The sequence below is a fragment of the Bacteroides sp. Phil13 genome, from assembly GCF_001940965.1.
GTDB lineage: Bacteria > Bacteroidota > Bacteroidia > Bacteroidales > Bacteroidaceae > Bacteroides > Bacteroides intestinalis.
Genome location: NZ_MSHA01000028.1, coordinates 64,811 through 90,714, shown reverse-complemented (window position 1 = coordinate 90,714; position 25,904 = coordinate 64,811). Strand labels below are relative to the sequence as shown.

Sequence of the window (25,904 nt, the reverse complement as noted above, 5' to 3'; positions counted from 1 at the left end):
ACACAAAATATTTTATAGTGCCAAAAGGGCACATCAGGAAATACTCCCAACATACCCTCTAATCTTAGTATATGTTCATCATCACATATTCATCGCATTGGCTCCTAAAGCTCCCAACACCGCTGATGCTACAGCGATTACAATTTTTAAAATCTTATCCCAAACCGTCTTTTTCATAATAGTTACTTCGTGTTTCAATAATTAATAAACTGCGCAGCCTTTCATTCTTAATTCTTTAATTTCTAAAGTCCCAGCTTTAGCCCCTATCCCAGAGGATCATCTTCAATACCTCCGTCTCCATCGGAACCGCCTCCGTTACCATCATCCTTACCATCATCGACAGAAGCATCCTTACCTGTCCACTTCTCAAATTCAACGCCCTGCCACAAAGCTCGGGTAGTTCCCAGAGCAGCCGGACGTGTATATTCAGGAGTAAACATAAAATGTAATGACGTCACCTGATTCGGACTCACATCCTTCTCTGCATCCACACCCTTTCCACGTGTTCGTGCAATCACTGTAAATGTTCCCAAGCCATCCAGACGAACTGTACGGCTATTCAGCAACTGCAAGCGCATCACCGACATCAGATTTCTGACCACATTATGTACATCACCCGGTGTTGCCGAACACTTTTCAGCTACCATTTCTCCCAACTGCTGCAGATTAACAGCTCTTCCCACTTTCTTCAATGCTAAATGCCACTGCTTAACACCCTCTTTCGTTTTCAATTGCGATTGTCTCGCATAATACAATAAAGGCATAATCTTCCTCCTTTTGGTTTTAAATTCAACTTCATTTTTATTAGTTTTGTGTTGATCAACAGTGCAAAGGTGAGGATATTACCGGGTATAAACAAAAAAACAGCCCACTAGGAGCTGTTTTCTAATATAAATATATAATCAATTGATCTTAAGCATTTTGATGTAATCGGAAGTATTTCCTCATAAACCATACATATATAAAACTAAGTAATAGAACAGTGCATAACAAAAATATATAGCCATGATCCCCAAAATCTATATATCCTATTATTACAACAGCTTGTACTAGCATATAGATCAATGATACTACCACATGAGGTATTTTCAACTCATTCGCCATCAACTGATACATGTGCTTTCGGTGGGGTAAACCTATATTTTCATGAAGCATCAAACGGTGAATGATAGTCAAAACACTATCAACGCCATAAACTACCAATAGGATTATCCAACTGAAATCTTCTGTCTGAATAATTAGCTTCCCAATCAGGAAAAGAAGAATAAAGGCAATACTCACAGAACCAGCATCACCGGCAAAACACTTTGCTTTTTTACGGAAATTGAAGAAACAAAATACTAATACAGAACAAAAAACTGTATAAATCAAAGCAGGCTCTACAAATGTAACAATTTCGGAGTTGACATAAGCCAAAGTAGCTAATATTATCAATGAATAACCACCGGTAATGCCATTTATTCCATCCATAAAATTATAAGCATTGATAATTCCTGTACAAATAATCAATGCAATGATAATCCACCACCAAGACAAAGAAAACAATCCCAACTGATAGAACATCAATACTATAGCTAAAAAATGGAAAAGTAAACGCAATTTCTGAGAAATGGAACACACATCATCTACAAAACTAATGAATGTGATAAAGGTCAATGCAAGTATAAAATATGGATACTCAAAGCCACTTATCAGGAAATAAGCTAATGCACCAAAATAAAAGATAACTCCGCCTCCCCTCAAAGTAATTTTTGTATGAGAACTACGTTCATTCGGCTTATCAATGATATTACATCTATCAGCTATCCTAAAATAAAAAAGTTCTGCCACAAATAGCAGAACAAAAACTATTAAATAATACATCAATCGTTTCTATTTATCCAATAAAACCAGAACTGAATACAAGCGAATAAAAAAGAGAAAACACCAGTTACAGCTATAATAATCCAGAAATATAAACTCATTCTATCCTAAAATTTTCTAATACATTGGTTGACTTCCATCCCAACTCACGTATCACTTTCTCATTGCTAAAAGTTAAAGATCTCGTGATTTTCATTAGCTTCAAGGAATTGATTGGGGCTTTCTTTCCTAGACAATCACCTATTAAAGCCATACTTTTAGCCACCCAATATGGGATCGATAATGGCAAATTCTTATTCAATTGCTTGCAAATAATTGTTTCAAGTTCTCTAAAAGTAGGTTGATGGCTATCACACACATTATAAATACCACCTTTTTCTACTAATAGAGGAACTAGTTTTGCAATATCCTGAACCATCAACACACTTTTCCTAGCCTGGCTTCCTGCAATACTGAGGTATTTTCCGCTACGGATACCTTGAATCATAGATCCCAGATTTCCCGGAGGATAGGGACCAGCAATCAAGGAAGGACGAATGATACCTAAAATGACATTATGCTTATAACACCATTTCTGTAGATATTCCTCCGCAAGACGTTTACTCATGGCATAAGGAGTAACTCCATTCAAAGGATGCTCTTCCGTAATATTCTCACCAAAATCACAACCATAAACAGCAACTGTAGAAATAAAAATAAAAACTCGCGGTACCCCCCCCTGTTCTAATGCAGTACAAAGATTCTTTGTTCCTTGTAGATTCACATCAAAGAACACCTGTCTTTCCACTTCAGTTTTAGGTACAAAATGAGCCTTTCCGGCAGCATGCAACACAATATCATACCGCTCACGTAGCTTCGGAATCTCCTTTGCTATATTTACGACATAATCATCCTGTGGCAACAAGCCCATAGTCACAACGTCATATACCTCCTCCAAAAGGGGACGCACGTTATTACCTAAAAATCCTGAGGCTCCTGTGAATAAAAGTTTCATGAAAAAAAATAAAAAATTAGTTAACATCCATTTTTACCGTATCATATATGGATAGCCGCCAGAAAGCAGTTTTCCATTAAATAAGCTCAAAAAAGGAACTGATTTTTAAAGTTGATTATTACCCAGTCCGATAGGTATCATCTGGAAAAACATTTTAAAATATTGCAAGGCAGCCCCCTGCATCTTGCAAGTGGGGATGATGGCATGGTAGACTGCTAAGACTCAGGCCATCCTACCACTGCCAAAGAATAGGGAGTTCTTACGCTCACTCGACAAGGGGCGTATGAAGCACTTGGCAATAGAATTGTCGATCGTATAAGAACCATCTATAACGTAAGCAAAGAGTTGAGTCCAGAAGGAATTCAAGTAACTCGGAGCATTCTCTATCAGGTCACCTTTTAGGGGATGTACGTCAGATAACATTACATCTAACTTGCTGCACAATTATATAATTATCTCTTTAGTCTTTACAAGTATCTGTTCTGAACTTGACGTGCCATTCTTATATCCGGCTTCCAAATGATATAACTCTTCAAAAACATCCAGAAAAAAAATCAGTATCCTTATCTCCGTCCTGCTCGGAAGCATATTCAAATTTTACCCGGGCACAAGCTAGACAATAAAGATAACCAGTATACAACAATTCATCATCCGAATACATTTACACATTGTAACCGTCCGAATGAGGGTCTTAAGTTGCCTCTCGCCAAGGATATGTCGCAAAGTATCTCTGCCGCGTGAACCATCCTCATAACAGTATTAGCACCTTGGAAGCCTTCTTCACAAGACAGCAGGTATACTTCTTTTTACAGCTGTCTTCAACCTTTTAATGATCGAACCTTCAAGAAGAAAGACTACATCCTTTCAATCAATAGAATAAATAAATTCGCCACCTCCATGGACCACTTGCATAAACTTGTAACCGGCAATGTTCATATAGAATCCTTTACGCACATCATTCACCATAGCACCAAGATTTCTAGGATATCCCCTATCAGCAAGGAGTGACGAACAGAGAAGCCTCAATACTATATTGGGCTTCTAGCACCACTCTGTCAGTCACCTCATATATCTTATCCAACATCGGATGAACAGCTTTACTCAAGAATCCTGTACAACCGATAAGGAGTAATTTCTCCATTATCTTTAGCGAAATAGCGCTTTCAATTCTTTAATCCGAAAATTTTCCTTAAATATTTATTAGTCTTTCTAGGAAACAAAAGCACCAATAGTAATTTGACTTTTTCTTTAATTGAGACAGATTTATTTGTTAGGTAGAAAACTGCCTCATTCTTGAGTTCTGACTTCACTTTGTTATAGTAAGTTTGGTTTATATCATCTAAAGTTAGAGTACAAATACTCAACATTGTAAAAATTAAATAAACCCTTATGCCATTTATTAAATTGGGATATTTTTTTTGACACAAATTACGCCAGTTTTTAATTTGATCAATCATATTTAGTCTATTTGGATTAAAACCTGAACGTACAAGACTTACTCCCTCTTGACTATAATAATACATTGGTGTGTCTGTATGCATTATTTTATGTGCATTTATTATCACATATGGAGTGAATGCCATATCCTCCCCAAATCTATTTCCTTCGGGGAACCGTAGAGAACCTATTACCGATTTTTTATAAATTTTAGCCCATACAGCACAATAGTTAGATTGATCATTTAGCATCTTTAGAAATGCGTCCTCATTGCATAAATGTCTGAAATTACAGCTATGTATTGGTTGTATGGTTTCTCCTCTATAATATTGGAAACCACATGATATCAAGTCCGAACTTGAGGAAATAGCTTCTGCCAACATTATTTCAATGAAATTCTTATCCAAGAAATCATCACTGTCAACAAAAATAACATATTCTCCAGATATTCTTTCCAAACCAACATTTCTGGTACTGGATAGACCAATATTTACTTTATTGGAAAAGATTTGAACCCTGGTGTCACGCTCGGCTATAGATTTACAAATTTCTAAACTACTATCTGTACTACAGTCGTTCACTATTAATATTTCAAGATTCTTATATGTTTGATTCAGCAAACTTAACAAACAACGCTCCACATAATTTTCAACATTATAAACAGGCACAATAATGCTAACCAAAAAACTCAGTCCTTCCATACTACTTTATATTGTTTTGATTTTATAATATTTACAACTCACACAAACACCAAAAATAAACCAGAAGAAAGGCATTATATAAATAAACTCAAACATATTCGATGTCAATGATTGTAATAATATTACAATAAATATTTCGTAAGCATATCTATTTTTATTTCGAACTAATTTAGAAGTTAAAACCGGAAATGTAGACAGTACGAATGCTAATAAACCGACAATACCAGTTTCGCACAACAATAGTAAATAAGCATTGTCAAAAATGACCACTTTCAAATCTGTAGACATTCCAGCATGATGGCCTGCAGATCCGAGACCGTTACCTAACATATAATTCTCTAAATTAGCTAAGGAAGTAGTAGCCTGAGTACTACGAGAAATCAAACCATCTTCCACATCCTCACCTGAAAACCTAAACATTACGGCCTCATAAAGTTCAGGAAATTCTCTAATAGCAAATAATCCAATAATAGCAATTATAAAAAGTATAATAAGAATCACCTTTTTATTTGTTTTTTTTGAGAGAAAAAGCTCAAATATAACTACAAACAAAAAGCCAAACAATGCACTTTTTCGCATAGTCATAATTAGCAACACAAATAGAAGCATGAATATTGGAATGCGTTTTTTGTTTTTTTTCTGAATATCGTGTAACTCATAAATAAGTGCATACAAGCATAAACTGGAGGTCATAGTAACACCAAAAAGACCTTGATAATACCTTCTCACTTGAAATAGTGTGTCATTAGGAATAATTGCTTTTTTTAATAGAAAATCAATATAGAAACCAGGTGCTGCTATGTACAATAGCAACCCAATAAACATGGATATTTCAACTGCATAAACAATTTGCTTTATTACATCATTTTGTTCTTTAAAAGATAACTGTTTTGCATAAAAATAAAAACATGCTGGTAATACAGTGTAGGATAATCCATAAATATAGTTCGAGAATGCGGAATTACCTTCTTCCCACAATAAGGAAATAACACAAACAACTATGAATAATACAACAAAAGCATCAACTTTATTAGTTACTTTTTTTAAAGAAAAAAACTTTAACCAATATAAGAATGCAATTAGAGAGAATATAAGTCCGACCTTTAAATCTTGATGAAAAAGAGATAATATACAGAGTGTGAATAAAACAGGATAAAAGCACCTCCAACTCAAGAAATATTGATTTATTACAGTAAACATATTATTGGAAGACTTGGTGTATAGCTTCTAAATATTCGAATTTGTGAATTTTATCTGGTTCAAGATACGCACCCTCGCTCCACTCGTTCCACGCATTTATATAAAGAAATTCATCTTTGGGGTATTTACTATTAAGTACTGAAATGCATTGACCAAAACGTAATGGAGTTGAATTCTCAAATACATGACCATTCTTTTTCTTGCGAGGAGTATTGTCCCAACTAACAACTATTCCTGGGCTCACTTTATCTCTAATTATACGTCTTTCAATAGATGTCCATATAATGTTAATATCAACGATACGTTCCACAAGATTTGTATTTAAGACTCTATTTGCAATTCTTCTCAGACCAGAAATGAAGACGTATCGAAGTCGGTAATACTTTGGAAGAGCATTGTGTAATGTATATCCAGGTTCAAAATAATAGTAATGATCGAACAGGTGACTTCTCTCGTCATTTTTTTCACTTGTTATAGCTGAGACCCAATATATACCGTCAAAGCCATTTTCTTTTGCTAGGCAATTCCACGTAGAAATCATTTGCTCAAGATAGGTTATGTTTACAGTTCTATAAAGATTTACCATCGGTTTATTGTTTATCTTTATATATCGAGGATCCTTAAAGAATTGGAGCAAGTAATTAAAATGCGAAATTATATCATCATCACCACCATACACTTGATTCATTAGTACACTGGTAGGTTTTCCATCCCATGTTCTAGCCCAAGGTTCATTTGCCCAACAAATAGAATATTTAACATCAATCTGGGGATTTGCTAATAGGATTTCCATTGGCTTTTCAAGAAGCAATTTGCCGTTAAACCAATAATGATATATACAGAATCCGTAAATTCCATATTTATTAGCCAAATTTGCCTGCCATTGCCATGTATTACAGCCATTAGTAACAAGATCATAGTAATTATCGTTTAATGGAACTTTTGGTTGCTGATGGGCTTTAAAGAACTTTTTTCCGTTTTTCACTGTAGTCCACTCTGTAAAGTCCTTTCCCCACCATTTATCATTCTCAGGAATAGTATGGTATTGTGGCAAATAAAGCGCTAAGTTTTTCATTTTCGTCTAATTATATACTTAATAATCTGTAATAACAAATAAAATCGATCTCTAAGTTGTCTTGATATAGGCAAACGTTCAAAACTGGACATATTATTTTCATGACGTTTGTATTCCATTAGTTTTTCTTCAAGAAAAAAAACATGACCATAATAATCAGCAATTATTCCAATCCACTGATCATGCAAGCAACCCGATTTTGGGAAAGGAAATATTTTTTCTTTCAATTCTGAACGAAATGCCATAAGGCAACCATGGTAAGTATTTCTAAAGAAGTTCTTAATGACACCCGAATGTACTCGGCGATGTATAAAGAAAGAGGGATATATGATATTATCTTGGCTGTCAACAACAACAGCATCATGTTCTACTAGTATAGAATTTGTTTTAGAAAAAACATCCAGTACTTTATCAATTTTGTTATTATACCAAACATCATCTTGATCACATAAAAATATGTATTCACCAGAACAACATCGGATTGCATACTCAAAATTTTTAACGAGACCTTTTTGGGGACCTATTATTAATTTCACTCTTGGATCATCAAATTTTTCAACAATAGATCTGGTATTATCGGTAGATCCATCATCACTAATGACGACCTCATCGTTATTGCCTAAGTTCGACAAAATAGAAGACAACTGTTTATGTATATATTTTTCGCCATTATAAGATGTCATGGCTACTGATACTCTGCACTTCATATTATCCATATTAAGCCAAAGGACTGTACCGTCTTTAGCAACAATTAATTAAACACGCTATCTTTTAGCCTCCAGAATGCCTTCAAGCTTCGCTTCAAATCCTCTTTGTCTTGCAGTCCTTTACAGATACGGTGCCAAATGTACCATGGTCTAATATAATATTTTTTTCGTGCGTAAGCACAAAAGTCAACAAGCTCTTGAGCAGATAATGAAGGGGTGCTCAATATACAATTAAGAGTACCATCCTCTTGCAGATAATCATTATAATTCCCACTAATATAACCATTACTTTTTGCCCAATTATAGGCTTCAGTACCTGGATATGGGATAAGAGGGAAAAATTGTGCAGTATCAGTCTTAAACCGCAGAGCTGCTTCTAAAGTAGTTTGCATTGTCTCTTTGGTTTCCCCCTCATTACCTACCATATAGCAAGCATGTATCATCAGACCTGCTTTGCGAGCATTTTCGACATATTGTTCAATCAATTTAGTATTACTGCCTTTCTTTATATTTTTTAAAATTTGATCATTAAAACTCTCAAAACCAGGAATAATTAAATGACAGCCTGCCTTTTTCATCTTTTTCATTGTTTCAAGATCAATATTAACACGTGCGTTACATAGCCATCGAAGTTTCTTATGTAAATTGTTCTTAATTAGTAATTCACAAATTTCCATTACGCGTTGCTTATTTGCAGTAAAAGTATCATCCTCAATAACAACCTCTTTAACTTCAGGAAAATTTTCAGCTATGTATTTAAACTCTTCTAATACACTTTTTGGGGTTCTCAAGCGATAGTTGTGACCATGTAGAATTTGTGGATAGACGCAATAGTTACAGTGTGCGGGACAACCTCTACCTGTAAAAATCTGAATAGAAGGATACGCTGCAGCAGCAAATACATAATCTTTTACATCCAAATATTTTTTGATAAAAGGAGCAGCTAATGGAATTTCGTCCAAATTTGTAATGTGTTCTGCACTTTCTGTTCTCTTAATAGATCCGTCTACATCTCGATAAGTTAAACCTTTGACTTGTGATATCTGACAATCGTTTTTGAGCGCTCTTGCTAAATTCAAAACAATATAATCAAATTCTCTTCTGGCTACAAAATCAATTTTAGGATTGATATTCATTGTCTCCAAATCAGTCGCCGATGGATGAGTTCCAACTAACAATATTTTGGAGTTTGGATGAACTTCCTTAATACTTGCACCAAAATCAATATCACTATAAATTGACGGTGTACTTGTATCCAATACAAATAATTTAGCATCTGCAGCTTTGAGTTTAATAATTTCAAGAGTCTGATCTTTATTTAAACGCTTAGCTGGTGCGTCTATAAAAGTAATTTCAAAGCCATCTTTTTCTGCCGTAGCAGCTGCATAAATTAACCATAAAGGATAATACAATACACCACTATGTCCAATACACGGACTTCTTGATTCTCTAGAGAATTTACCATACTCAGCTTTGAAAGGTGGGTTAATGAAACAAATTTTCATAATTTTCAATTATTAATATTCTTATTAATATGATAATATTTGATTATTCCTGTTATACCATAGCACATTAGATAATAAAAGGATTGAAACAGTCCTAATCCTATATATCTATATGTGCGCCATGCCATTATTGCAGATTTCTTTTTATTTCCAGACTTTGATTTTTTTGCAATACGGTATACCAATAATGGCTCGTCTATTCCATATGCCATAATTCCTGATCGCAAAATCTTAAGCCAACATGCAAAATCTTCATGCATTTGATCTCCAATAGACTCAAAATCTGAATATAAAGACTTTTCTACTAAGACCGAAGAATTTGAAATAAAATTCTGTTTAAGTAGCGATTTATAAGATATTTGAGTAGGAACATGAAAGATCCAATTTATAGAAGTACCATCATTACTAATATAAGTGGATCCTGTAAATACTAGTTTTGCAGAGGTTTGTACGACAAAATCTATTTGCTTTTTTAGTTTATCTGGAGCCCATAAGTCATCACTATCTAAAACAGCTATCCAAGCACCTTTCGAATTTATCAACCCATTGTGTCGAGAGATTGAAACGCCTGAGTTCTTCTTGTTATTAATCAAACGCACACGATTATCTTTTTTGGTATAATCAACTACAATTTCACGCGTCTTATCAGATGAGCAATCATTAACAACAATCAACTCAAAGTCAGCATATGATTGACTTAAAACAGAATTAATCGACTGCTTTATAGTTTGTTCAGCATTGTATGCTGCCATAATGATACTAACAAAAACTTGGTCATTCATAATTGTTAAAAATTTATTTATGATGTAATTGATATTTTTATTATTTAAAATATTAATATTCTACACCAAAGCAACTTACTTAAACCTATATAATTTTTAATCTTAGATTATCCGAATAATCTCCAAAAAGGTTCCTTATGAGTCTAGCTTCTATCCAGAATCCAAAGGAGGTCGTAGAAGGATTTATAGATATAAAATCATGCTTTACAATGACTACCACACAGTAAAAATTAGGACAAAATAAATCAAAATTACAACTGAATTTCCGTACGTATATTATAGTTTATTTATTCAAAGATGCGGCTTCAACCACTTAAAATAGTTCTATCTACCATCTATTTTTTTTAAAGATTGGCATTTGAAAGAAATCGCTAGCATTTGTGAGATGCGTAAACACTCGTCTCATCCCATGTTCAAGTATTATTGCAATTTGAAATTATTGTAACCGTCAACAAAAAGTTGTTCTAGAAGATTCAAATTAGTCTGATACTCCTCATCCAGAAGTTCTGTACCCCTAAGGATTTTTTCTCCCTTATTCAATAGAAGTTTAAGGTTAATTGGGTATCCAAGAACCTTAACTGCTTCAATGTATGCGGCACAAGACTTCTTATTATCAAGGGGCTTGTTGAACTCACGAAATGCAGCTGGAAGATCTTCAAAAGACTTTAGACGTTGTATTCCCTCAATTAGACTAAATGGAGTATCCGCAAACAAAATAGAATGCTTACCCATCAAAGCAGCTTCATAGGCTGTAGTTCCAGAGATTGTAACCACTCCCTGTGAATTTGAAATCCATGGTTTTGGATCTTCGTAATAATTTAACTGTACCATCTTTACATTTGGTAGTCTGTTGGCTTTCTCGTAGAATTCTACTCCACGTTCTCCAACCATTGCTTGATGCTCTTTTACATATAGCCACCAGCCTGCAGGCAAGCTCTTTGAAACGGCTTCAATTATCGTCAACTCATTAACATACATTGGCGATACTGAGAATGTTGTGGACTCAGGAATCAAGGGTAGAGGCATGTATACATACTTCACTTTCTCTGGAGCACTGAAGTATTTATTAGCGCGAAGCAATCTCTGCTTATTGAGTTCGAAGTTGAAGTAGAAGCGCACATACTCTTTAGAGTCTGGATAAAGTATTGGATTCGATTTCTTTATTGCCTTGTTATTACCAGCCTTATCTTGACTCAAAAAATATCGAACCATGCCATATACCCTTTTGATTGAAGTTAGTATACTATCTGGCCTATACTGAGCTGTCACATCCCCCTTGTACATAGCGTGCATGATGAATGTCTTGTTTCTGAATTCTTCTATATACTCAAACCCCTCTTTCAATTCAGACTCTTGTCCATTTAAATACTTTGTGTAGGTATCATAGAAAATATCCGAATACTTGAGATTGAGATTTCCAGAATAGAGCTTATAAAACTCGTATCTTGGATAATCTATATTGATATATGGTATTCTCTGCTTATGACATACCTCTCTCAATATAGTTCTTGCTAATTCAGCATTGTCCGTATCCACGACAACATCTGGTTTGAATTCATTGATCAGAGAAATTACATTCTTATAATTCAAAATCAACCAATTCAACTGCTGTACATAAGTGCATGGATACATATAGTTACGGAAATGGTAATGGCGCGTCAAGAATTGAGTTGATATAATCTGATTATTCACATTCTGAAAATGCGTATACTCCTTTTCAATCATGTCAAGCATCTCTTGATCACAAATATCATTACTATTAAGCTTTTCAGTAAATTCGTCTGCAATAATATCAGAGGTGTATAGCTTCAGCCCTGGGATATCTTTATATGCATAGTATGTAATCTCGTTGAGTATACACTTACTATACTTCGTTTCACATGGATTGAAAAAAAAAGCCGCAACTGTATTATTAGCTTGCCACTTCTTTACAAGGAATTGCAATGGGTAACTAAACGTTTCCTTGCAAACAACAAGGATTCTTTTATTATTAAAACTATTCATGTTTCAAAAAATTACGAATTAATGACTTTATGTTAGTTCGATAGATGTATCCTGTAAAGAGTAACAATGCCGTTAATATTAAATATCTTATCAAATACATGTCATAGGTATGTGCGAGCAACAATGTTAGTATTACAGTAAGTACAACAAGCAACAACATCTGTCTCTCGGCAAAAATCTTTGCCTTAAATATATGCCTAAAAATTACCCAATGGTAAACCAACAGCAATCCATACCCTAACATCGTTGTATATGCAGCTCCAATGTATCCGAAACTTGGAATAAAAATGAAGTTTAATCCTATTTTCACGACTGCGGCTGCAACTGATCCGTAGGCAATGATATCAGTTCTCTTACAATACATTTCCATTAACGAGAAATAGCCATAAAAGAATTGGAAGAAACAACCTGCAATAATCGGAGCCACCATCCATTTAGCCTCATAAAAGGGCTCACTTCCAAGAGCCATTATGACTTCAGGTCCAACTAAGATGAAACAGAGAGTCAAGAAAAACGCAAGATTATTTATCTGTCTATTAGACTTTCGTACCTCCTCATATTTTGATCCGTTCACTTTGTCATAAAGCCATGGTTGCCAAGCGTTCATTATTGCGTTCGTAAAAATAGAAATGATGATTGCATAAGAATATCCGAAGCTATATAAACCAGCTGCTTCATCACTTGTCATTTTTATGAGCATAATTCTATCAATCTGAGCAAGCAGCACCATTGCAACCCCATGAGGAATCATTGGTATTGAAAACTTTAGTGCATACTTCCAATACTCAAGATTGACAGTCTTCCTACCTTTCTTGAATAAATAAAGTACAGCAAACGTGCCTAAGCAAAAGGTTGGTATTACACTACCCATGATGCGAGCTGCATATCTATTTTCTAACTCACTGAGTAGTATCAAGCCTATTGAGATAACAATAACACCTACTGTATTAATAAGAGCGATGGCAACATTTTCTTTGTATCTATATTCAAACCTGAATTTGGATTGCATATAATCTAATGATGGAGAAATGACAAGAAGAACCATAAGTGAAATGAGCAAACTCTTATCAATCTCCATGAATGCAGACAAAGGTCCCAGAAATGGCAAAGCCAAAATAAGCATTGAGAGACCTACAAGTATTGACAATGTCTGGACAGAAGATATAAATTCATTGAAATCATCTTTATAATCAATCTTCGCCCTACCTATAGAGTAATTTAGGCACAAGCCAAAAACACAGGCTAAAATAGTCTGCCAAGAGAAAAAGCTGTTAAACTTCCCATAATCAGAAGGCGTTAATAACCTAGTAAAAATTGGTGCAGTTAGAACACTAACAGCACGTAATGCGATATTGGAAACTGTATACCACAGTCCCGCCTTTAGAGCTTTTGAAGAATCATTCGAACTCACGAGTGAAGAACTCTTTATTTTCGAGAATAGATTTTGTGTTCCACTCCCACCATCTACTATTTTCTATTTTTTTTATTACTTCATCAGAAAAACGCATCTTTATTACTTTAGCAGGAACTCCACCTACAATAGAATATGGTGCCACATCCTTTGTAACAACGGAACCGGCAGCAATTATTGCTCCTCTTCCAATTTTTACTCCTGAGAGGATAACAACATTGGAACCAACCCACACATCTTCTGCAAGGATTACATCACCTTTAGAAGTAACATCATCCATAAAGTTGTGAGTGAAAAAAAAGTGATTCATTGCATATGTAGTCGGAGTTAACATCTTATGATTGAATTCTTGGATGGAAACATTTTGTGCAATACTTGAGAAACGACCTATTTTGATTTTACCTTTAACCGCATGCAAAACTGTCCCAGGGCCAGATATTGAAACATTGTCAGCTAACTCAATATCACCATATGAAACAACGTTCTCAAGAAAGCACCCATCACCAAGCTTTGAAATCTCTAACTTAGAATTAACTATTTTGGCAGACTTGAACTGAGTTGGCAAGGACACCCTATGACATAATGTTGATCTAATATCAATATCCACTCCTCTTCTTTTCAATATTAGATATCTCGCAATATGTTTGAAAAACTCGATCATATTATTATACAAATAAATCACCTTCTATGGTTATCGGTAAAGACCTTCCTTTATTTCAAATAGAACAACTTATTTTACTACCTGTTTGAAAGAAGCACAAAATGCACCCACATACAAACGATAGTACGCTAATTATCAATGAAGCAAAAATATTTCTCCAGTTTATGATTTTATTTCAAATGTTTCACCAAATCTTTTGCCTTTGCATATTCCTGAGGGGTACCGATATCAATCCATGTAACATTAAGGGGATAGCGAATAACCTTCTTGCCCTGAGCGATAAGCTTCTCCACAAGGTGGGTGGCATGAAAGAAAGTATCTTCCGGAATCTCGGCAAGGACTCTCTTCTTGATGAGGTAGATACCTGCATTGGCATAATAGCTATACTTTGGCTTCTCGATGAGCCCCTTGATGTTACGACCATCAAGATCCAAGATTCCGAGCTCAATGCTGATGTTGTAAGAAACAGCAGCTACCGACATCTCTGCATCGTGCATTTGAAAATGGAGGAAGAAGTCCTCATAATCGATATTAGTGAAAAGGTCGGAATTCATCACAAGGACAGTATCATTGTAGAAAGTGTCTACAAACTTGATACTGCCGATGGTGCCTAGGAACTTTGGTTCACGAAAAGTACGAACCTGTACACCATCGCGAGGAGTAGCGAAGTGATCTTCGAGCTGTTCTGCCAAATAGTTGACGGTCACATTGACATGCTGAACACCATAAGAAATCAAACGGTCGACATTGTAATCGATGATGCACTTGCCTCCAACTTCGAGTAATGGCTTTGGAGTCTTCTCAGTAAATGGACGAAGACGCTCTCCCTTACCACCTGCCATCAGAACTGCATCAATGGGAAGGATTGATTTCAATACAGACAAATCTTTAATATCACATAAATGATTGTCAGCATCTAAGACAGGAAGCATACGCCTTCCTTTGTTCTTGAGTTCCTTAATATAACGTACGTCAAGATTCGTATCCCTAATGAATGTAAAATCTGTATTCATACAGACTGTTATACAGTCGTCAAGCCTTGCACCCTTAATGAGAGCCCTTCGTATGTCCCCATCTGTAACAGTACCAATTACCTGTTTATTGGAGTTAAGAACAAATACCGTAAGCGCATTTGTTTTCTGTTCATTCAGAGCTATCAATGCATCTTTAATAGAGGCATTATCATTTATCTGATATTGGTTACTGTCCGTAATTGTCATAATTATCTTCTCGACATCAAAAACTCAACGTAATCAAAATCTTCCTGATAATCGATATCTACACTACGATTTCGCGGCATAATGTAGCCATACGACTTCTCAGTATAGTACTTGCGTTCTTTTATCATGCTACTACGGAATACATATACAGCACCATTAGGATAGTAAGAGGTTTTCAAGTCCTGACGGTTGGTAATGGTTGTATCGAAAATATCGACAAACTCATTGTTTTCATTAATGTACTTATGCCAACGAACCGGGTGTGCTTCTGGAGTGTAGCTGATAACTGAATCAGCCTTCTTCTCGAAGAACATCTCAATAGCGCCATCGATATCTTCTGTTATGCGAAGTGGAGAGGTTGGCTGAAGAACTACAAATTCTTCAATGGGTATACTCCATCTTTTTGAGAGTCTATCTATAGTGTAGATATAATTATCTACTGCCTGTGCCGTATCAAACGCCAAGAAATCCGGTCGCAAGAACGGTATCTCAGCTCCATACTGCAACGCAATATCGGCAATCTGCTGATCATCAGTAGAAACAACCACATGATCAATGTACTTTGACTTCTTTGCAGCATCGATTGCATAAGCAATCATTGGCTTGCCACAAAGCATCTTTATGTTTTTGCCAGGGAGGCCTTTACTTCCTCCACGGGCTGGAATAATTGCTATCATTTTACAAGATCCTCCCAGAATAATGTTTTGTCTGCTTCAATATCACGGTTCACATGACGTCCTATCACCTCATTTAATCTATCAGCAGAAATACCTGTTCCCGGACGCTTGAACATGAAATCATCATACACGAGTTCATGCCCTTTTTCCAATGCATGCTTTGTGACAAGACCTCTACGGAATTTGAGTCTTTTTTCCATTTCTGCATCAGATACTACTTTAATACCGTTTCCGAGAGCATCAATAATACGTTTGCCATCTTCACAAATAATTTTCATCTCATTTGGGGTAGCAGATACCTTATGGTCCCATCCAGGAAGATTCTTATCAAGAGTGAAATGCTTTTCGATGACAGCAGCACCCTTTGCAATTGCAGCCAATGGAATAGCTGTACCCAATGTATGATCTGAAAATCCAACTGGTAAACCAAAAGCATTCTTTAGAGTATCCATGAAATTTAGATTTACATACTCATCCTTTGGTGGATACAAAGAAACGCAATGAAGCAATGTAACGTTATGTCTAAATTTTTGTGGTACTAAATTTACAATATTTTCGACCTCTCCCAATGAGCACATACCCAATGCAACCATTACAGGATAATCTTTTGAAATTACATATTCAATAAGATCAAGATTTGTCGCATCACAAGACGCAATTTTAATACATGATGTCTCCTGATCTATACAGAAGTCTACCTCTTTCTTAGTAAATACGGAAGTAGCATAGTCTATACCAATTTCTCTAGCATATTTAAAATATTCAATATGCTCTTCCTCTTGAACTGCAAATTTTTCTACCTGTTCAAAAATATTATTAAGACCTAGTTCTGTAGACTTCCATTCAAGAACGTTTTCAAGTTTTAAAGTACCTTTATCTAATTCTACAAGACTATCGTACGTATTCAAGTCATTTGCCTCAAATAATTGGAATTTCACACAATCAGCACCTGCCTCTTTTGCTGATTTAATTAGTTTTTTAGCCAAATCCATATTGCCATTGTGATTTGCACCAATTTCAGCAATAATGTAAGGATACTTATTCATAATCTTTTTATTTTTTAATATTCTCCCACCATAGTGGATGGGCGTTTGCATTTTTGTTTTTCTTAATAAGAGCTGAGAGTTCATCATCAGTCAGGCTCTCTAATGATCTAGCTTCACCTAACAATAGCATATAGGAAGGATATAAAACATTCATAAAAGAATAATGCTCTATCTTTAACTTAATGAGCTTTCGAAAGAGGGAAACAGAGAAGTCATCTATACCAATTAGATTATTATCATGCTGTCGATAATCGGTAAGTGCATCATCACAATAGACTATGGTAAGACCTCTTTCTGCACATATTGAATAGTAATACCAATCTCCTATTGATATGTCTTTAGGAAACTCCACCAATGCTTTTTCCTGAACTTTAATTGCTGTATTTGACAACCCTAGTAAATTCTTATCTTTCAGATAGTTTGAATCAATAACTATACTTGTATCAATACTAAACGAAAAATAACGATCACATAGCCTCTCTCGATGCTCGCCAACTATGTTCAAATTATTCACAACAATATCAGCATTCTTTAAATAATAAAGAGAGGTTTCAAAACGATTTGGTAGAAACCAATCATCAATATCACAGAATACTAAATAATCGTAGTTATTATTAAAGGCATATTCAATGCCAATTTGTCTGTTTTTAGATGGACTTTCATTGGAGTTTATTAAATGAGTATTAAATGCACTAAAAGCCTCACTAATATCCTCTTGGTTACATCTATCATTTACTATAAGCACATCAAAATAGGAAAATGTTTGTTGAGACAAACATTTTATAAAATCGCCAATGTACTTTTCTGCCTGTGGGTATACGACAGTGAATGCTAGAACTTTACTCATTAGAAAATACGATTCTTAAATACTTTCATGCCACCAACATTGCTGGTGCAAAGCTTTTTATCTTCAATATCCCTATCAATGTAAGTTAACGCATCAATTGCACAATCTTCACCCACTGTCCTACCCTGAAAAATGAAGGAATTAGCTCCAAACAAAGTTCTTGACCCAATTTGACAATGTCCACTAATACGAGCTCCTGGATTGAAGATACAATCATCACCAACAACTGCATCGTGGCCAACAGAAACACCAATATTCACGATACATCCTTTTCCTACTCGTGTATTGGAAGAGACAACTGCAGTTGCTCCAACATACGAACCTTCGCCAATAGTAGCTGAGGGTGAAATGAAAGCCGTTGGATGAACAATGGAAACAGGTTCACAAGCATGAAGCTTCTCATTAAACAGTTTTCTAAGTTTTTGATTAGTAAAACCGATAATGAAAGCCACTTCATTATTATTAGCAATGAAGGAATCGACTTCACTATCATGAATAATATTAGAAAGTGTTGATTTTTCATTATCACCTATTACATTGTAAACTTTTTCAAACAGATCTTTATAGAACAAGTCTGCACATTCTCTAATTTCAAGAGCTGTACTACCTCCTCCAATTACTAATAGCAACCTCATACTTAGATAGTTCCGTTATCAACATGAATATTCTGTCCTGTGATACTCTCTGCTTTCTCACTCAAGAGAAAAGCAACAGTTTCAGCAACCGATCTAATGCTGGTAGCAGTCTTCAATGAAGTACGTGCATAAATCTTGCTTCTCTGATCTTCTGTTAGTGTTGAGCTCATAGCGGTAGCCATGAAGCCTGGGACAACTACATTTGAACGAATGCCCATTGGCCCCCATTCGCGAGCGGTGTCCTTTGAGAATGCCTCAAGAGCCCCCTTAGAAGATGCATACATTGCAAGACCCTTGTAACCTGTGTGTACGCTAATAGATGAGATGTGGATGATGGCGCCCTTGGTGTGATGGAGAATCATGTTGCGGATTACATTCTTGGTCATCATCATTGGGGTGAACACATTCACATTGTACATAGCTTTCAATCGGTCAAGATTGAGGTTGGTAACAATATCATCGTATGCTACTGCAGCATTGTTTACATAGCCATCAATCTGGACTCTGTTTCCGCAATAGTCTTTGAAGACGTTCAGACGTACGTTTTCACAATCTGCAAGGTCAACACTTTTAAAGAAGAGTTTACCTTCATATTCTGCCTGAAGTGCCTGAAATCCTTCAGGACAGCTTCGTGCAATTCCGTATATAGAATGACCTTGTTCGAGCAATACTCTGCATATTTCCAAGCCCACACCACGTGAGCAACCCGTTACAATAATGTTCATAAACATTTGAATTATGAGCGTTTTAATTTACCAGTTCTTGTTAATAAGAATGCCTCAACAAACTTGATTTTACGAGGGATCTTGAAGTCCTGAAGCTGTTTTCTGAGTGTCTTACGAATTTCAATATCGGTCACTTCTGCACCATCTTCAAGATGGACTTCTGCAATTAGCACATTGCCAAGAATTGAATTTGCCTTACCATATACCAACGACTGGCGTACACCCTCGATAGCATTGATAGCATCCTCCACTTCTCCTGGGTTGACCTTGTAGCCACCCACATTAACCAGCTCATTCTTACGACTCTTGAACTTAAAAATACCTTCCTCTTTGTTCACCCACTCAATGAGATCACCTGAATGATAGTAATCACCATCAAACTTGAAGCAGTCAGACTTACCGAGGAGCGATTTGTGAATCAGCAACTCGTCATCTACAACTGTAAACTTTTCGCAAATCTTCTCAGGAATCTGGAAGCAATCGCCCTTGGCAGCAAACAACGAACCAGCTTCAGTAGAAGCATACACGTTATTTATCTTAGCCTTAGGGAAAATCTTCTTGATATTCTCATAGAGATGGTTATCCGATTTCTCGCCACCAAGGGTTACCCGCTGAACCATAGGATAAGACTCTTCAAAAGGAAGAAGCAAACGATAGAAGGTTGGAGTAGCCGAAATGTGAGTAATCTGATACTGAGCAATCTTCTGATACACATCACTTCTCTGCATATTGAAAACATTTACAAGTGTGTTCTGATTTTCAAATGCTTGGAAAAACACCTGAAGTCCAGCCATGTGAGTAGGATTGTAAGCGTATGCCCAAACCTGACCTTTATACCTATCTCCTAAATGAACCGAACGGGTCAAAGTTTCAATGGAGTGAACCACCTTCTTTGGCTGGCCAGTGGTACCAGAAGTGAAGATAGTTATCTCAGAAGAAGATTTCTGCAATGCAGCCACCACAGAATTTATATCGTCAAAATGATAATCAGGAAGTTGTACTGCTATATTCACCTGACTCTCATCCACACCTGCCACCTCCGAAGGATTAAGGTCACTATCCAGCAGCACAAGAGGCCTGTTGGTCACAATAGCCTTAATCAGATTCTCGAAGTAGGCAAAAATGTCATGAGTCTTATAGAGCGGGAAGTACTTCTTATGCTGATTAATATACTCAACCAGCATCTTGTAAGAGTATTCCTCAGCACCATTGAAAAGAAATGCAGCCATTACTTATGAGAGTTTTGCGTAGATCTGGCCTACTGTATCCACAAGACCGTCCTCGAAAATATCAATGTCAAACTCATCCTCGATGTTGACAGTCAACTCTGCCAAATCGAAAGAAGTGAGTCCGAGGTCATCGCGAAGCTTGTCCTCTGTATGAAGTTCTGCTATAGGTGCCATATCCTTAGCGGCACGGATATTGTTGATGATTTCTAAAACTTTCTGTTCCATATCAACTCATTTTTTAAATTATTACACATTCTTACAGGTCTTCAAGTCGTACGCTTGAAGGAATATTAACTACACGATCGGCAAACCAGATAGTGTTCCTGAGACCGTCGTTTTCGCACTTCTCAAACATTTGCAGACGGCTCATAAGTTCCCAAATAGGGCGTGTCATGACACCATTGTTGTTGGTTTGCTGGAGGAAGTCGAGCTGGGCCTCTTTGTCCTTGAGCACAACTGCTGAGAGCCAGTAGTTAGAGAAGGTGTTCTCTGGTTCGGCGAAGAAATCAATGCCGTCAACATTGTTGAAGAAATCGATATATTCGGTAGCTACCTTACGTTTGCTGGCTACACACTTATTAAGATTCTCGAGCTGAGCGCAACCAAGAGCTGCATTGATGTTTGGCATACGGTAATTATAGCCGATGTGGTCGTGACGGAACTCCCAACGGTGTGGGACCTTGGCCTGAGTAGTGATGTGCTTTGCGTATGCGCCAAGTTCATCATCATTGAAGAGCATCATACCGCCACCACCAGTAGTAATGGTTTTGTTGCCGTTGAAAGAAATAACGCCTACCTTACCGAAGGTACCAGTATGCTTTCCTTTGTAAAGTGAACCTATTGACTCTGCTGCATCCTCTACGAGCTCGATGTGATACTCCTCGCAAACCAGTGCAAGTTCCTCGATGCGAACAGGATGACCGAAAGTGTGCATAGGTACACAAGCCTTTACACAACGGCCGGTGTTCTTGTTGTAGCATTCGCCATTGCGAATCTCTGCATTTTTAATGAGCCACTCCTTGACTGCATCAGGAGAGAGCCCCATGGTGGTGAGATCTACATCGAGGAATACAGGATGTGCACCAATGTATGAGAGTGCATTACATGTAGCAATGAAGGTGAGTGCTTGAGTAAGCACTTCATCATCACGCTCCACACCAGCGAACATAAGCGACATATGGAGAGCGTTTGTACCGTTCACACACACTACTGCACGTTTACAACCGGTATATTTAGCCATCTCCTCCTCGAAGCGATCGACAAACTTACCTATGGATGAAACGAAAGTAGTATCGATACACTCGTTGAGATATGCTTTTTCATTGCCTGCAAATACAGGAACGGCAAGAGGAGTAAACTCCTTGTTGCCATATACAGACTTGATGAAATCAATTGTCTTTTTGTAATCAGCCATAACGTTAAAAGTTAACTTGTTAACTATTATTTTACATTTTCTGATCCAAGTTCTTGCCCTTCTCCTCATGTTCAAAGTTAGGAATGAACTTCTTAATTGATTCTACCACCTGAGCTTTGGTAAAATCTGGAGAAGCAAAAACACTCTCAAGTTCAACGAAGAAATCGTTGACCTCGGTCATATTTCTACGGGTTGTCTCCTCCACTACCCCAAGAGCCATGAAGCGATCCATGTTGACTTTCTCGCCAGAAGCATAGAATTCTTCGTATGCCTTCTCACCAGTGGTATCGCTCTTGAAATAAACTACAGGATAAGTTTCAGACTCATATGACATGTTTGCTGCATACTGCTTTGCCTCAGAATCGTTCTTGCACTCTACTCTAGTGAAGCCTTCAGCCTTCACGAAATCATTGCAAATGGCAGAAAAGGTGAGCATCTGGTCTTCGCCCAACTTTGGAAAGAATACCTCACCACCATTGCCAAGGATACAAGCGAGCATACAAATCTGACCAGATTCCTCAGGAGATACGAAATAGCGCTTCACATCAGAAGGTGCTGCAAGAGGTTGCTTCTTCTGGAGACGATGGATCCAGCCGTCCGGAAGTGAACCGTTGGAGAATGCTACATTAGCGAAGCGAGCGGTAGTGACCTTGAAGTGTGTATTGTATGCCATTACAAGATCCTCCATGATGCGCTTGCTGGCACCCATAATGTTCACAGGATTTGCCGCCTTATCGGTAGAAACACAGAAGAAGTGCTTAGGAGGATAAACACAGAGGAGATCCATCAGCTTCTTGGCCTTGATGTCGTTATTCTCGATAAGCGCCTGAACGGTATATTTATCTTTCTCAGAACGCACGTGCTTGTGAGCGGAGAAGTTGGCAACGATGTCGAAACCCTTCTCCTCATGTAAAATACGCTCAAAAATTGGATCTGCGAAGTTGAGGGTGTAGCAGCGGAACTCATCTGGACAGAAGAGGCCTTCGGTAGAGCGCACATCGCGCACAAGCTCTGCAAGTCCGTTCTCATTGAGGTCAACCACCACCACAGACTTTGGTTCGAAACGCAGGATTACCTTGATGAAGCTGGAGCCAATGGAGCCAGCACCACCAATCACACACACAGTCTTGTCTTTAATCTCACTAGTGAGCACCTCTTTATTTTCCTCAATATCTGCTGCAAACATGCTGACCGGACGCGATGTCACACTATCAGCTATGAATTTTTCTAAGTTGAACATATATATGTTTGTTTTATTTTCTTAAAAATGTAGTTTTTACCAGTGGTATTGAACCACGTCCGAAAACATTTAGTGAAGATTTGAAAATGGTATTAAATCGGACTAAAAACCGTATTCTCGGACTACCTGAACAGTAAAAAAGGATGTATATTGAAATATAAACGCTCGGTATTCAACTAAATAGTGGACCTATTTGATGCTAAATTACTATAAATTTATTAGATTCAAATACACAGATGTAAGCGACGAGCAGTATCTTGCTTACCACCTGATTACCAGCACTCATTTTTCTCACTATTTGAGGTTGCGGGAATAAAATGGTTGCGAATCTCATTATATTTTTAAGTTTCGAATGAATTTTTACTCATCACTGGCTGCAAATACCAAGCGTTTCTTCTTAAATCAAAAAAAAGCCCTTTTGACAACAAAGTAATTAATACTGTAGTAAGTAGTCACTTTGACCTGTCACACACCTAAAGCATTTGTTTTTATAATTACATAATAGATTATTCATGTATTGACCTCATACAATAGCAACTCTTTTAGTGATTTTGCAAAGTCATTCTTCATGTTCTCATACGATTTTTTCAAGTAATGGAAAAATATATGATAAGATAATAGCCCCGATTTGATGGTTCAATTCTGAAAATATCCACTGTTTTGTCACCACACTCCATTCGGACCTTCACGAATTTCGCCCTCACATATACCAGACCAACCTAATTATCAATGTTTTACACTTAGCTAGCGTCCATTTTTTGCCATATTATATATGGACAATCATCAGAAATCGGTTTCCCCATTAAAATAAGTTCAAAAAAGGAGTTGATTTTTAAAACTGATTATTCCCCAGTCCGATAGTCATTGGAAGAAAACACTCTTTCATACTTGCACCATATCGTGAAAAACCTTCAAGAAATAACACTTATTCAGACCAGCTTTATGGCTCAAATTCCGTTGCTGGATGTGAACGCCTATTACTCATACGGCTATCTACCATAATATGGAACGGTTCCTGAGAGGAAGCAGGTTGAGGTGCCTTAAGGTACTTTATTTCTCAAACAAAAAGCTTGAATATACTTTTTACTAGTCACCACTTCTGATTTGTAGCGGAGGAAGAAACTTATAAAATCACTGTTACTATACACACAAATAGGATAGTAATTACAGCAAAAAGGCCTCAATTTCATTCGAATTATGTTATATATCATTTGGGGACGCTAACCATGTTTAATGCAAATAACTATTGAGTCTTTTTTATTACAAATAGCATTAATATAAAAAAAGATCACCTAAGTATAATCCTATATTTTAGTCAATATAGTGATATGGATACGGATTCTCTTCAATATTCTTAAGTACTTCAATAATATCTATTTGTTCAGAACTTAAAGTGCTATTACCCCACTGAGTCATAATAGCATGAGCTTGCTGAAGTATAGATTCGTCATAGACTTCACCATAAGTATAGGTCAATAGACGAAGCTTAAGCAAAGAATCAGGAAGTTTCTCCAAAACATTATAGATTCGATCTAAAACAGCTTGCTTTTTCTGCCCTTTATCCCCATAATCATAAATGGTAGCATTATAACCCATCAGAAGGGCCAGACACAAGTTGGCTTCCTCCTCAGTATTGGAACTCTGAGAGGAAAAAAGGGAATCGGACTTGACGAGAAGTTCCTTATTTAACCGACAAAAAGTATCAGAATAGATAGGTTCACCGTCCATACCAAGATACATCAGCTCATGAGCTGCATGCTGAAGCTCAAGAGCACGAGAAAGTAAAGAATTCATTTGGTATATGATTAAAATATGATTAATCTCAATTAAGATAAGACTACTTTATCATTTTCAGGTAAGATTTGGGTACTTTGACACTGGCAACTAAAACACCCTTGATACGAATAACAACATAGGTTTTATTAGATTCCGTAGCTATTTCACCTTCAATGCCGCAAAAATCCCCTTTAACGACTTTCACTTTGTTTCCTATAGCAAAAGGCTCAGTATCAAAACTAACCCCATCAGGATTCAAATCCATAACAAACATGAAGTCTTCCATTTGCTTACTGGGGACAATCAGCATGGAATGGGTAGAAAAATCCTTCATATAAAAAAGCTGGGCACTATAAACATTAGAAATATCACAAGCAACCTGTTTGGTGGCACGAATGAAGATCAAATTTCGAATGACAGGAACTTCACTACGCTTACGACGATATTTCAATTGTGATATGACAATTCGCGTGGGAAGATAGTAATCAATATCCAAATTCTCCTCAGATTTAAGTTTATCTAAGAATTTTCGGACTGCAAATTCTTGCTTGTCACGAGTACGAGCCGCAAACCAATATTTTTGATTTTCAACCACTTATAAAAACAAAAAGGAGAATTTTATAATTGTTTTGGGTGCGCTTCGCGGTTTGAATGAGACATATTCTCTTCCAAACCGTACAAACAGGTATTCCAGCTTAATATACTGTAAACGAACCTATTAAAACAGAAAAATGACTTTTAATCGTTCGTTTAAT

At 36.6% G+C, this 25,904-nt stretch carries 27 protein-coding genes; all 27 read right to left on the bottom strand.

The window, feature by feature from the left end:
• Window positions 1–81: 81 nt before the first annotated feature.
• The 27 genes from BWI44_RS04670 to BWI44_RS04540 all read right to left on the bottom strand — a co-directional run bounded on the left by BWI44_RS04670 (window position 82) and on the right by BWI44_RS04540 (window position 25,744).
• Complete coding sequence (locus BWI44_RS04670) at window positions 82–177, bottom strand: smalltalk protein (RefSeq protein WP_149945638.1); 96 nt, start codon at window positions 175–177, stop codon at window positions 82–84.
• A gap of 86 nt (window positions 178–263) precedes the next feature.
• Entirely contained in the window at window positions 264–764 is a 501-nt protein-coding gene (locus tag BWI44_RS04665) for an HU family DNA-binding protein (RefSeq protein WP_115502528.1), read from the bottom strand.
• 148 nt (window positions 765–912) lie between these two features.
• Window positions 913–1,863 (bottom strand): MraY family glycosyltransferase, encoded by a 951-nt coding sequence (locus BWI44_RS04660; RefSeq protein WP_115502529.1) that lies wholly within the window; start codon window positions 1,861–1,863, stop codon window positions 913–915.
• Between the two features lie 97 nt (window positions 1,864–1,960).
• Entirely contained in the window at window positions 1,961–2,857 is an 897-nt protein-coding gene (locus BWI44_RS04655; protein WP_115502700.1) for an NAD-dependent epimerase/dehydratase family protein, read from the bottom strand.
• 222 nt (window positions 2,858–3,079) lie between these two features.
• Complete coding sequence (locus BWI44_RS04650) at window positions 3,080–3,280, bottom strand: IS66 family transposase (protein ID WP_225662990.1); 201 nt, start codon at window positions 3,278–3,280, stop codon at window positions 3,080–3,082.
• A gap of 571 nt (window positions 3,281–3,851) precedes the next feature.
• Entirely contained in the window at window positions 3,852–3,998 is a 147-nt protein-coding gene (locus BWI44_RS04645) for a hypothetical protein (RefSeq protein ID WP_153877560.1), read from the bottom strand.
• A 22-nt stretch (window positions 3,999–4,020) separates the two neighbouring features.
• Window positions 4,021–4,995 (bottom strand): glycosyltransferase family 2 protein, encoded by a 975-nt coding sequence (locus BWI44_RS04640; RefSeq protein ID WP_115502530.1) that lies wholly within the window; start codon window positions 4,993–4,995, stop codon window positions 4,021–4,023.
• A gap of 6 nt (window positions 4,996–5,001) precedes the next feature.
• Window positions 5,002–6,195 carry an O-antigen ligase family protein gene (locus BWI44_RS04635; protein ID WP_115502531.1) on the bottom strand — a complete coding sequence of 398 codons (1,194 nt, stop codon included), beginning with the start codon at window positions 6,193–6,195 and terminating at the stop codon, window positions 5,002–5,004.
• A 1-nt stretch (window position 6,196) separates the two neighbouring features.
• A complete protein-coding gene (locus tag BWI44_RS04630; protein ID WP_115502532.1) occupies window positions 6,197–7,270 on the bottom strand; it encodes a glycosyltransferase WbsX family protein in 1,074 nt (357 codons plus the stop codon).
• Window positions 7,267–7,977, bottom strand: coding sequence for a glycosyltransferase family 2 protein (locus BWI44_RS04625; RefSeq protein ID WP_167507381.1), 711 nt, complete (start codon window positions 7,975–7,977; stop codon window positions 7,267–7,269). Before BWI44_RS04625 ends, BWI44_RS04630 begins: the two co-directional genes overlap by 4 nt.
• A 44-nt stretch (window positions 7,978–8,021) precedes the next feature.
• Complete coding sequence (locus tag BWI44_RS04620; RefSeq protein WP_115502701.1) at window positions 8,022–9,482, bottom strand: B12-binding domain-containing radical SAM protein; 1,461 nt, start codon at window positions 9,480–9,482, stop codon at window positions 8,022–8,024.
• Window positions 9,483–9,487: 5 nt separating this feature from the next.
• On the bottom strand, window positions 9,488–10,264 hold the full coding sequence (locus BWI44_RS04615) for a glycosyltransferase family 2 protein (protein WP_115502534.1): 777 nt from the start codon (window positions 10,262–10,264) through the stop codon (window positions 9,488–9,490).
• A 420-nt stretch (window positions 10,265–10,684) separates the two neighbouring features.
• Window positions 10,685–12,268 carry a hypothetical protein gene (locus tag BWI44_RS04610; protein WP_115502535.1) on the bottom strand — a complete coding sequence of 528 codons (1,584 nt, stop codon included), beginning with the start codon at window positions 12,266–12,268 and terminating at the stop codon, window positions 10,685–10,687.
• Window positions 12,261–13,679 (bottom strand): lipopolysaccharide biosynthesis protein, encoded by a 1,419-nt coding sequence (locus tag BWI44_RS04605; protein ID WP_115502536.1) that lies wholly within the window; start codon window positions 13,677–13,679, stop codon window positions 12,261–12,263. Before BWI44_RS04605 ends, BWI44_RS04610 begins: the two co-directional genes overlap by 8 nt.
• Window positions 13,666–14,340 carry a CatB-related O-acetyltransferase gene (locus BWI44_RS04600; RefSeq protein WP_115502537.1) on the bottom strand — a complete coding sequence of 225 codons (675 nt, stop codon included), beginning with the start codon at window positions 14,338–14,340 and terminating at the stop codon, window positions 13,666–13,668. The genes BWI44_RS04605 and BWI44_RS04600 overlap by 14 nt, the downstream gene beginning before the upstream one ends.
• A 170-nt stretch (window positions 14,341–14,510) precedes the next feature.
• Window positions 14,511–15,560 (bottom strand): nucleotidyltransferase family protein, encoded by a 1,050-nt coding sequence (locus BWI44_RS04595; RefSeq protein WP_115502538.1) that lies wholly within the window; start codon window positions 15,558–15,560, stop codon window positions 14,511–14,513.
• A 2-nt stretch (window positions 15,561–15,562) separates the two neighbouring features.
• On the bottom strand, window positions 15,563–16,237 hold the full coding sequence (locus BWI44_RS04590) for an acylneuraminate cytidylyltransferase family protein (protein ID WP_115502539.1): 675 nt from the start codon (window positions 16,235–16,237) through the stop codon (window positions 15,563–15,565).
• Window positions 16,234–17,283: an N-acetylneuraminate synthase family protein gene (locus tag BWI44_RS04585; protein WP_115502540.1), complete on the bottom strand. Its 1,050-nt coding sequence runs from the start codon at window positions 17,281–17,283 to the stop codon at window positions 16,234–16,236. Before BWI44_RS04585 ends, BWI44_RS04590 begins: the two co-directional genes overlap by 4 nt.
• Window positions 17,284–17,290: 7 nt before the next feature.
• Window positions 17,291–18,130: a glycosyltransferase gene (locus tag BWI44_RS04580; protein ID WP_115502541.1), complete on the bottom strand. Its 840-nt coding sequence runs from the start codon at window positions 18,128–18,130 to the stop codon at window positions 17,291–17,293.
• On the bottom strand, window positions 18,130–18,765 hold the full coding sequence (locus tag BWI44_RS04575) for an acetyltransferase (protein ID WP_115502542.1): 636 nt from the start codon (window positions 18,763–18,765) through the stop codon (window positions 18,130–18,132). The genes BWI44_RS04580 and BWI44_RS04575 overlap by 1 nt, the downstream gene beginning before the upstream one ends.
• Window positions 18,766–18,767: 2 nt before the next feature.
• Window positions 18,768–19,490, bottom strand: a complete 723-nt coding sequence (locus tag BWI44_RS04570; protein ID WP_115502702.1) for an SDR family oxidoreductase — start codon at window positions 19,488–19,490, stop codon at window positions 18,768–18,770.
• Window positions 19,491–19,501: 11 nt separating this feature from the next.
• On the bottom strand, window positions 19,502–20,719 hold the full coding sequence (locus BWI44_RS04565) for an ANL family adenylate-forming protein (RefSeq protein ID WP_115502543.1): 1,218 nt from the start codon (window positions 20,717–20,719) through the stop codon (window positions 19,502–19,504).
• Between the two features lie 3 nt (window positions 20,720–20,722).
• Window positions 20,723–20,944, bottom strand: a complete 222-nt coding sequence (locus BWI44_RS04560; protein ID WP_115502544.1) for an acyl carrier protein — start codon at window positions 20,942–20,944, stop codon at window positions 20,723–20,725.
• Between the two features lie 31 nt (window positions 20,945–20,975).
• A complete protein-coding gene (locus tag BWI44_RS04555) occupies window positions 20,976–22,133 on the bottom strand; it encodes a LegC family aminotransferase (RefSeq protein ID WP_115502545.1) in 1,158 nt (385 codons plus the stop codon).
• Window positions 22,134–22,164: 31 nt separating this feature from the next.
• Window positions 22,165–23,373, bottom strand: coding sequence for a UDP-N-acetylglucosamine 4,6-dehydratase (locus tag BWI44_RS04550; RefSeq protein ID WP_115502546.1), 1,209 nt, complete (start codon window positions 23,371–23,373; stop codon window positions 22,165–22,167).
• A gap of 1,311 nt (window positions 23,374–24,684) precedes the next feature.
• Window positions 24,685–25,167, bottom strand: a complete 483-nt coding sequence (locus tag BWI44_RS04545; protein ID WP_115502547.1) for a UpxZ family transcription anti-terminator antagonist — start codon at window positions 25,165–25,167, stop codon at window positions 24,685–24,687.
• Between the two features lie 43 nt (window positions 25,168–25,210).
• Entirely contained in the window at window positions 25,211–25,744 is a 534-nt protein-coding gene (locus tag BWI44_RS04540) for a UpxY family transcription antiterminator (RefSeq protein WP_115502548.1), read from the bottom strand.
• Window positions 25,745–25,904 lie beyond the last annotated feature (160 nt).

What these genes read in the sequence shown, in the direction of transcription:
- BWI44_RS04670 (WP_149945638.1), bottom strand. Translation starts at nt 177, where the DNA reads ATGAAAAAGACGGTTTGGGATAAGATTTTAAAAATTGTAATCGCTGTA.
- BWI44_RS04580 (WP_115502541.1), bottom strand. Translation starts at nt 18,130, where the DNA reads ATGAGTAAAGTTCTAGCATTCACTGTCGTATACCCACAGGCAGAAAAG.
- BWI44_RS04620 (WP_115502701.1), bottom strand. Translation starts at nt 9,482, where the DNA reads ATGAAAATTTGTTTCATTAACCCACCTTTCAAAGCTGAGTATGGTAAA.
- BWI44_RS04655 (WP_115502700.1), bottom strand. Translation starts at nt 2,857, where the DNA reads ATGAAACTTTTATTCACAGGAGCCTCAGGATTTTTAGGTAATAACGTG.
- BWI44_RS04555 (WP_115502545.1), bottom strand. Translation starts at nt 22,133, where the DNA reads ATGGCTGATTACAAAAAGACAATTGATTTCATCAAGTCTGTATATGGC.
- BWI44_RS04545 (WP_115502547.1), bottom strand. Translation starts at nt 25,167, where the DNA reads ATGAATTCTTTACTTTCTCGTGCTCTTGAGCTTCAGCATGCAGCTCAT.
- BWI44_RS04550 (WP_115502546.1), bottom strand. Translation starts at nt 23,373, where the DNA reads ATGTTCAACTTAGAAAAATTCATAGCTGATAGTGTGACATCGCGTCCG.
- BWI44_RS04650 (WP_225662990.1), bottom strand. Translation starts at nt 3,280, where the DNA reads ATGTTATCTGACGTACATCCCCTAAAAGGTGACCTGATAGAGAATGCT.
- BWI44_RS04595 (WP_115502538.1), bottom strand. Translation starts at nt 15,560, where the DNA reads ATGACAATTACGGACAGTAACCAATATCAGATAAATGATAATGCCTCT.
- BWI44_RS04665 (WP_115502528.1), bottom strand. Translation starts at nt 764, where the DNA reads ATGCCTTTATTGTATTATGCGAGACAATCGCAATTGAAAACGAAAGAG.
- BWI44_RS04660 (WP_115502529.1), bottom strand. Translation starts at nt 1,863, where the DNA reads ATGTATTATTTAATAGTTTTTGTTCTGCTATTTGTGGCAGAACTTTTT.
- BWI44_RS04630 (WP_115502532.1), bottom strand. Translation starts at nt 7,270, where the DNA reads ATGAAAAACTTAGCGCTTTATTTGCCACAATACCATACTATTCCTGAG.
- BWI44_RS04570 (WP_115502702.1), bottom strand. Translation starts at nt 19,490, where the DNA reads ATGAACATTATTGTAACGGGTTGCTCACGTGGTGTGGGCTTGGAAATA.
- BWI44_RS04635 (WP_115502531.1), bottom strand. Translation starts at nt 6,195, where the DNA reads ATGTTTACTGTAATAAATCAATATTTCTTGAGTTGGAGGTGCTTTTAT.
- BWI44_RS04645 (WP_153877560.1), bottom strand. Translation starts at nt 3,998, where the DNA reads ATGGAGAAATTACTCCTTATCGGTTGTACAGGATTCTTGAGTAAAGCT.
- BWI44_RS04565 (WP_115502543.1), bottom strand. Translation starts at nt 20,719, where the DNA reads ATGGCTGCATTTCTTTTCAATGGTGCTGAGGAATACTCTTACAAGATG.
- BWI44_RS04560 (WP_115502544.1), bottom strand. Translation starts at nt 20,944, where the DNA reads ATGGAACAGAAAGTTTTAGAAATCATCAACAATATCCGTGCCGCTAAG.
- BWI44_RS04625 (WP_167507381.1), bottom strand. Translation starts at nt 7,977, where the DNA reads ATGAAGTGCAGAGTATCAGTAGCCATGACATCTTATAATGGCGAAAAA.
- BWI44_RS04575 (WP_115502542.1), bottom strand. Translation starts at nt 18,765, where the DNA reads ATGAGGTTGCTATTAGTAATTGGAGGAGGTAGTACAGCTCTTGAAATT.
- BWI44_RS04600 (WP_115502537.1), bottom strand. Translation starts at nt 14,340, where the DNA reads ATGATCGAGTTTTTCAAACATATTGCGAGATATCTAATATTGAAAAGA.
- BWI44_RS04590 (WP_115502539.1), bottom strand. Translation starts at nt 16,237, where the DNA reads ATGATAGCAATTATTCCAGCCCGTGGAGGAAGTAAAGGCCTCCCTGGC.
- BWI44_RS04610 (WP_115502535.1), bottom strand. Translation starts at nt 12,268, where the DNA reads ATGAATAGTTTTAATAATAAAAGAATCCTTGTTGTTTGCAAGGAAACG.
- BWI44_RS04615 (WP_115502534.1), bottom strand. Translation starts at nt 10,264, where the DNA reads ATGAATGACCAAGTTTTTGTTAGTATCATTATGGCAGCATACAATGCT.
- BWI44_RS04640 (WP_115502530.1), bottom strand. Translation starts at nt 4,995, where the DNA reads ATGGAAGGACTGAGTTTTTTGGTTAGCATTATTGTGCCTGTTTATAAT.
- BWI44_RS04585 (WP_115502540.1), bottom strand. Translation starts at nt 17,283, where the DNA reads ATGAATAAGTATCCTTACATTATTGCTGAAATTGGTGCAAATCACAAT.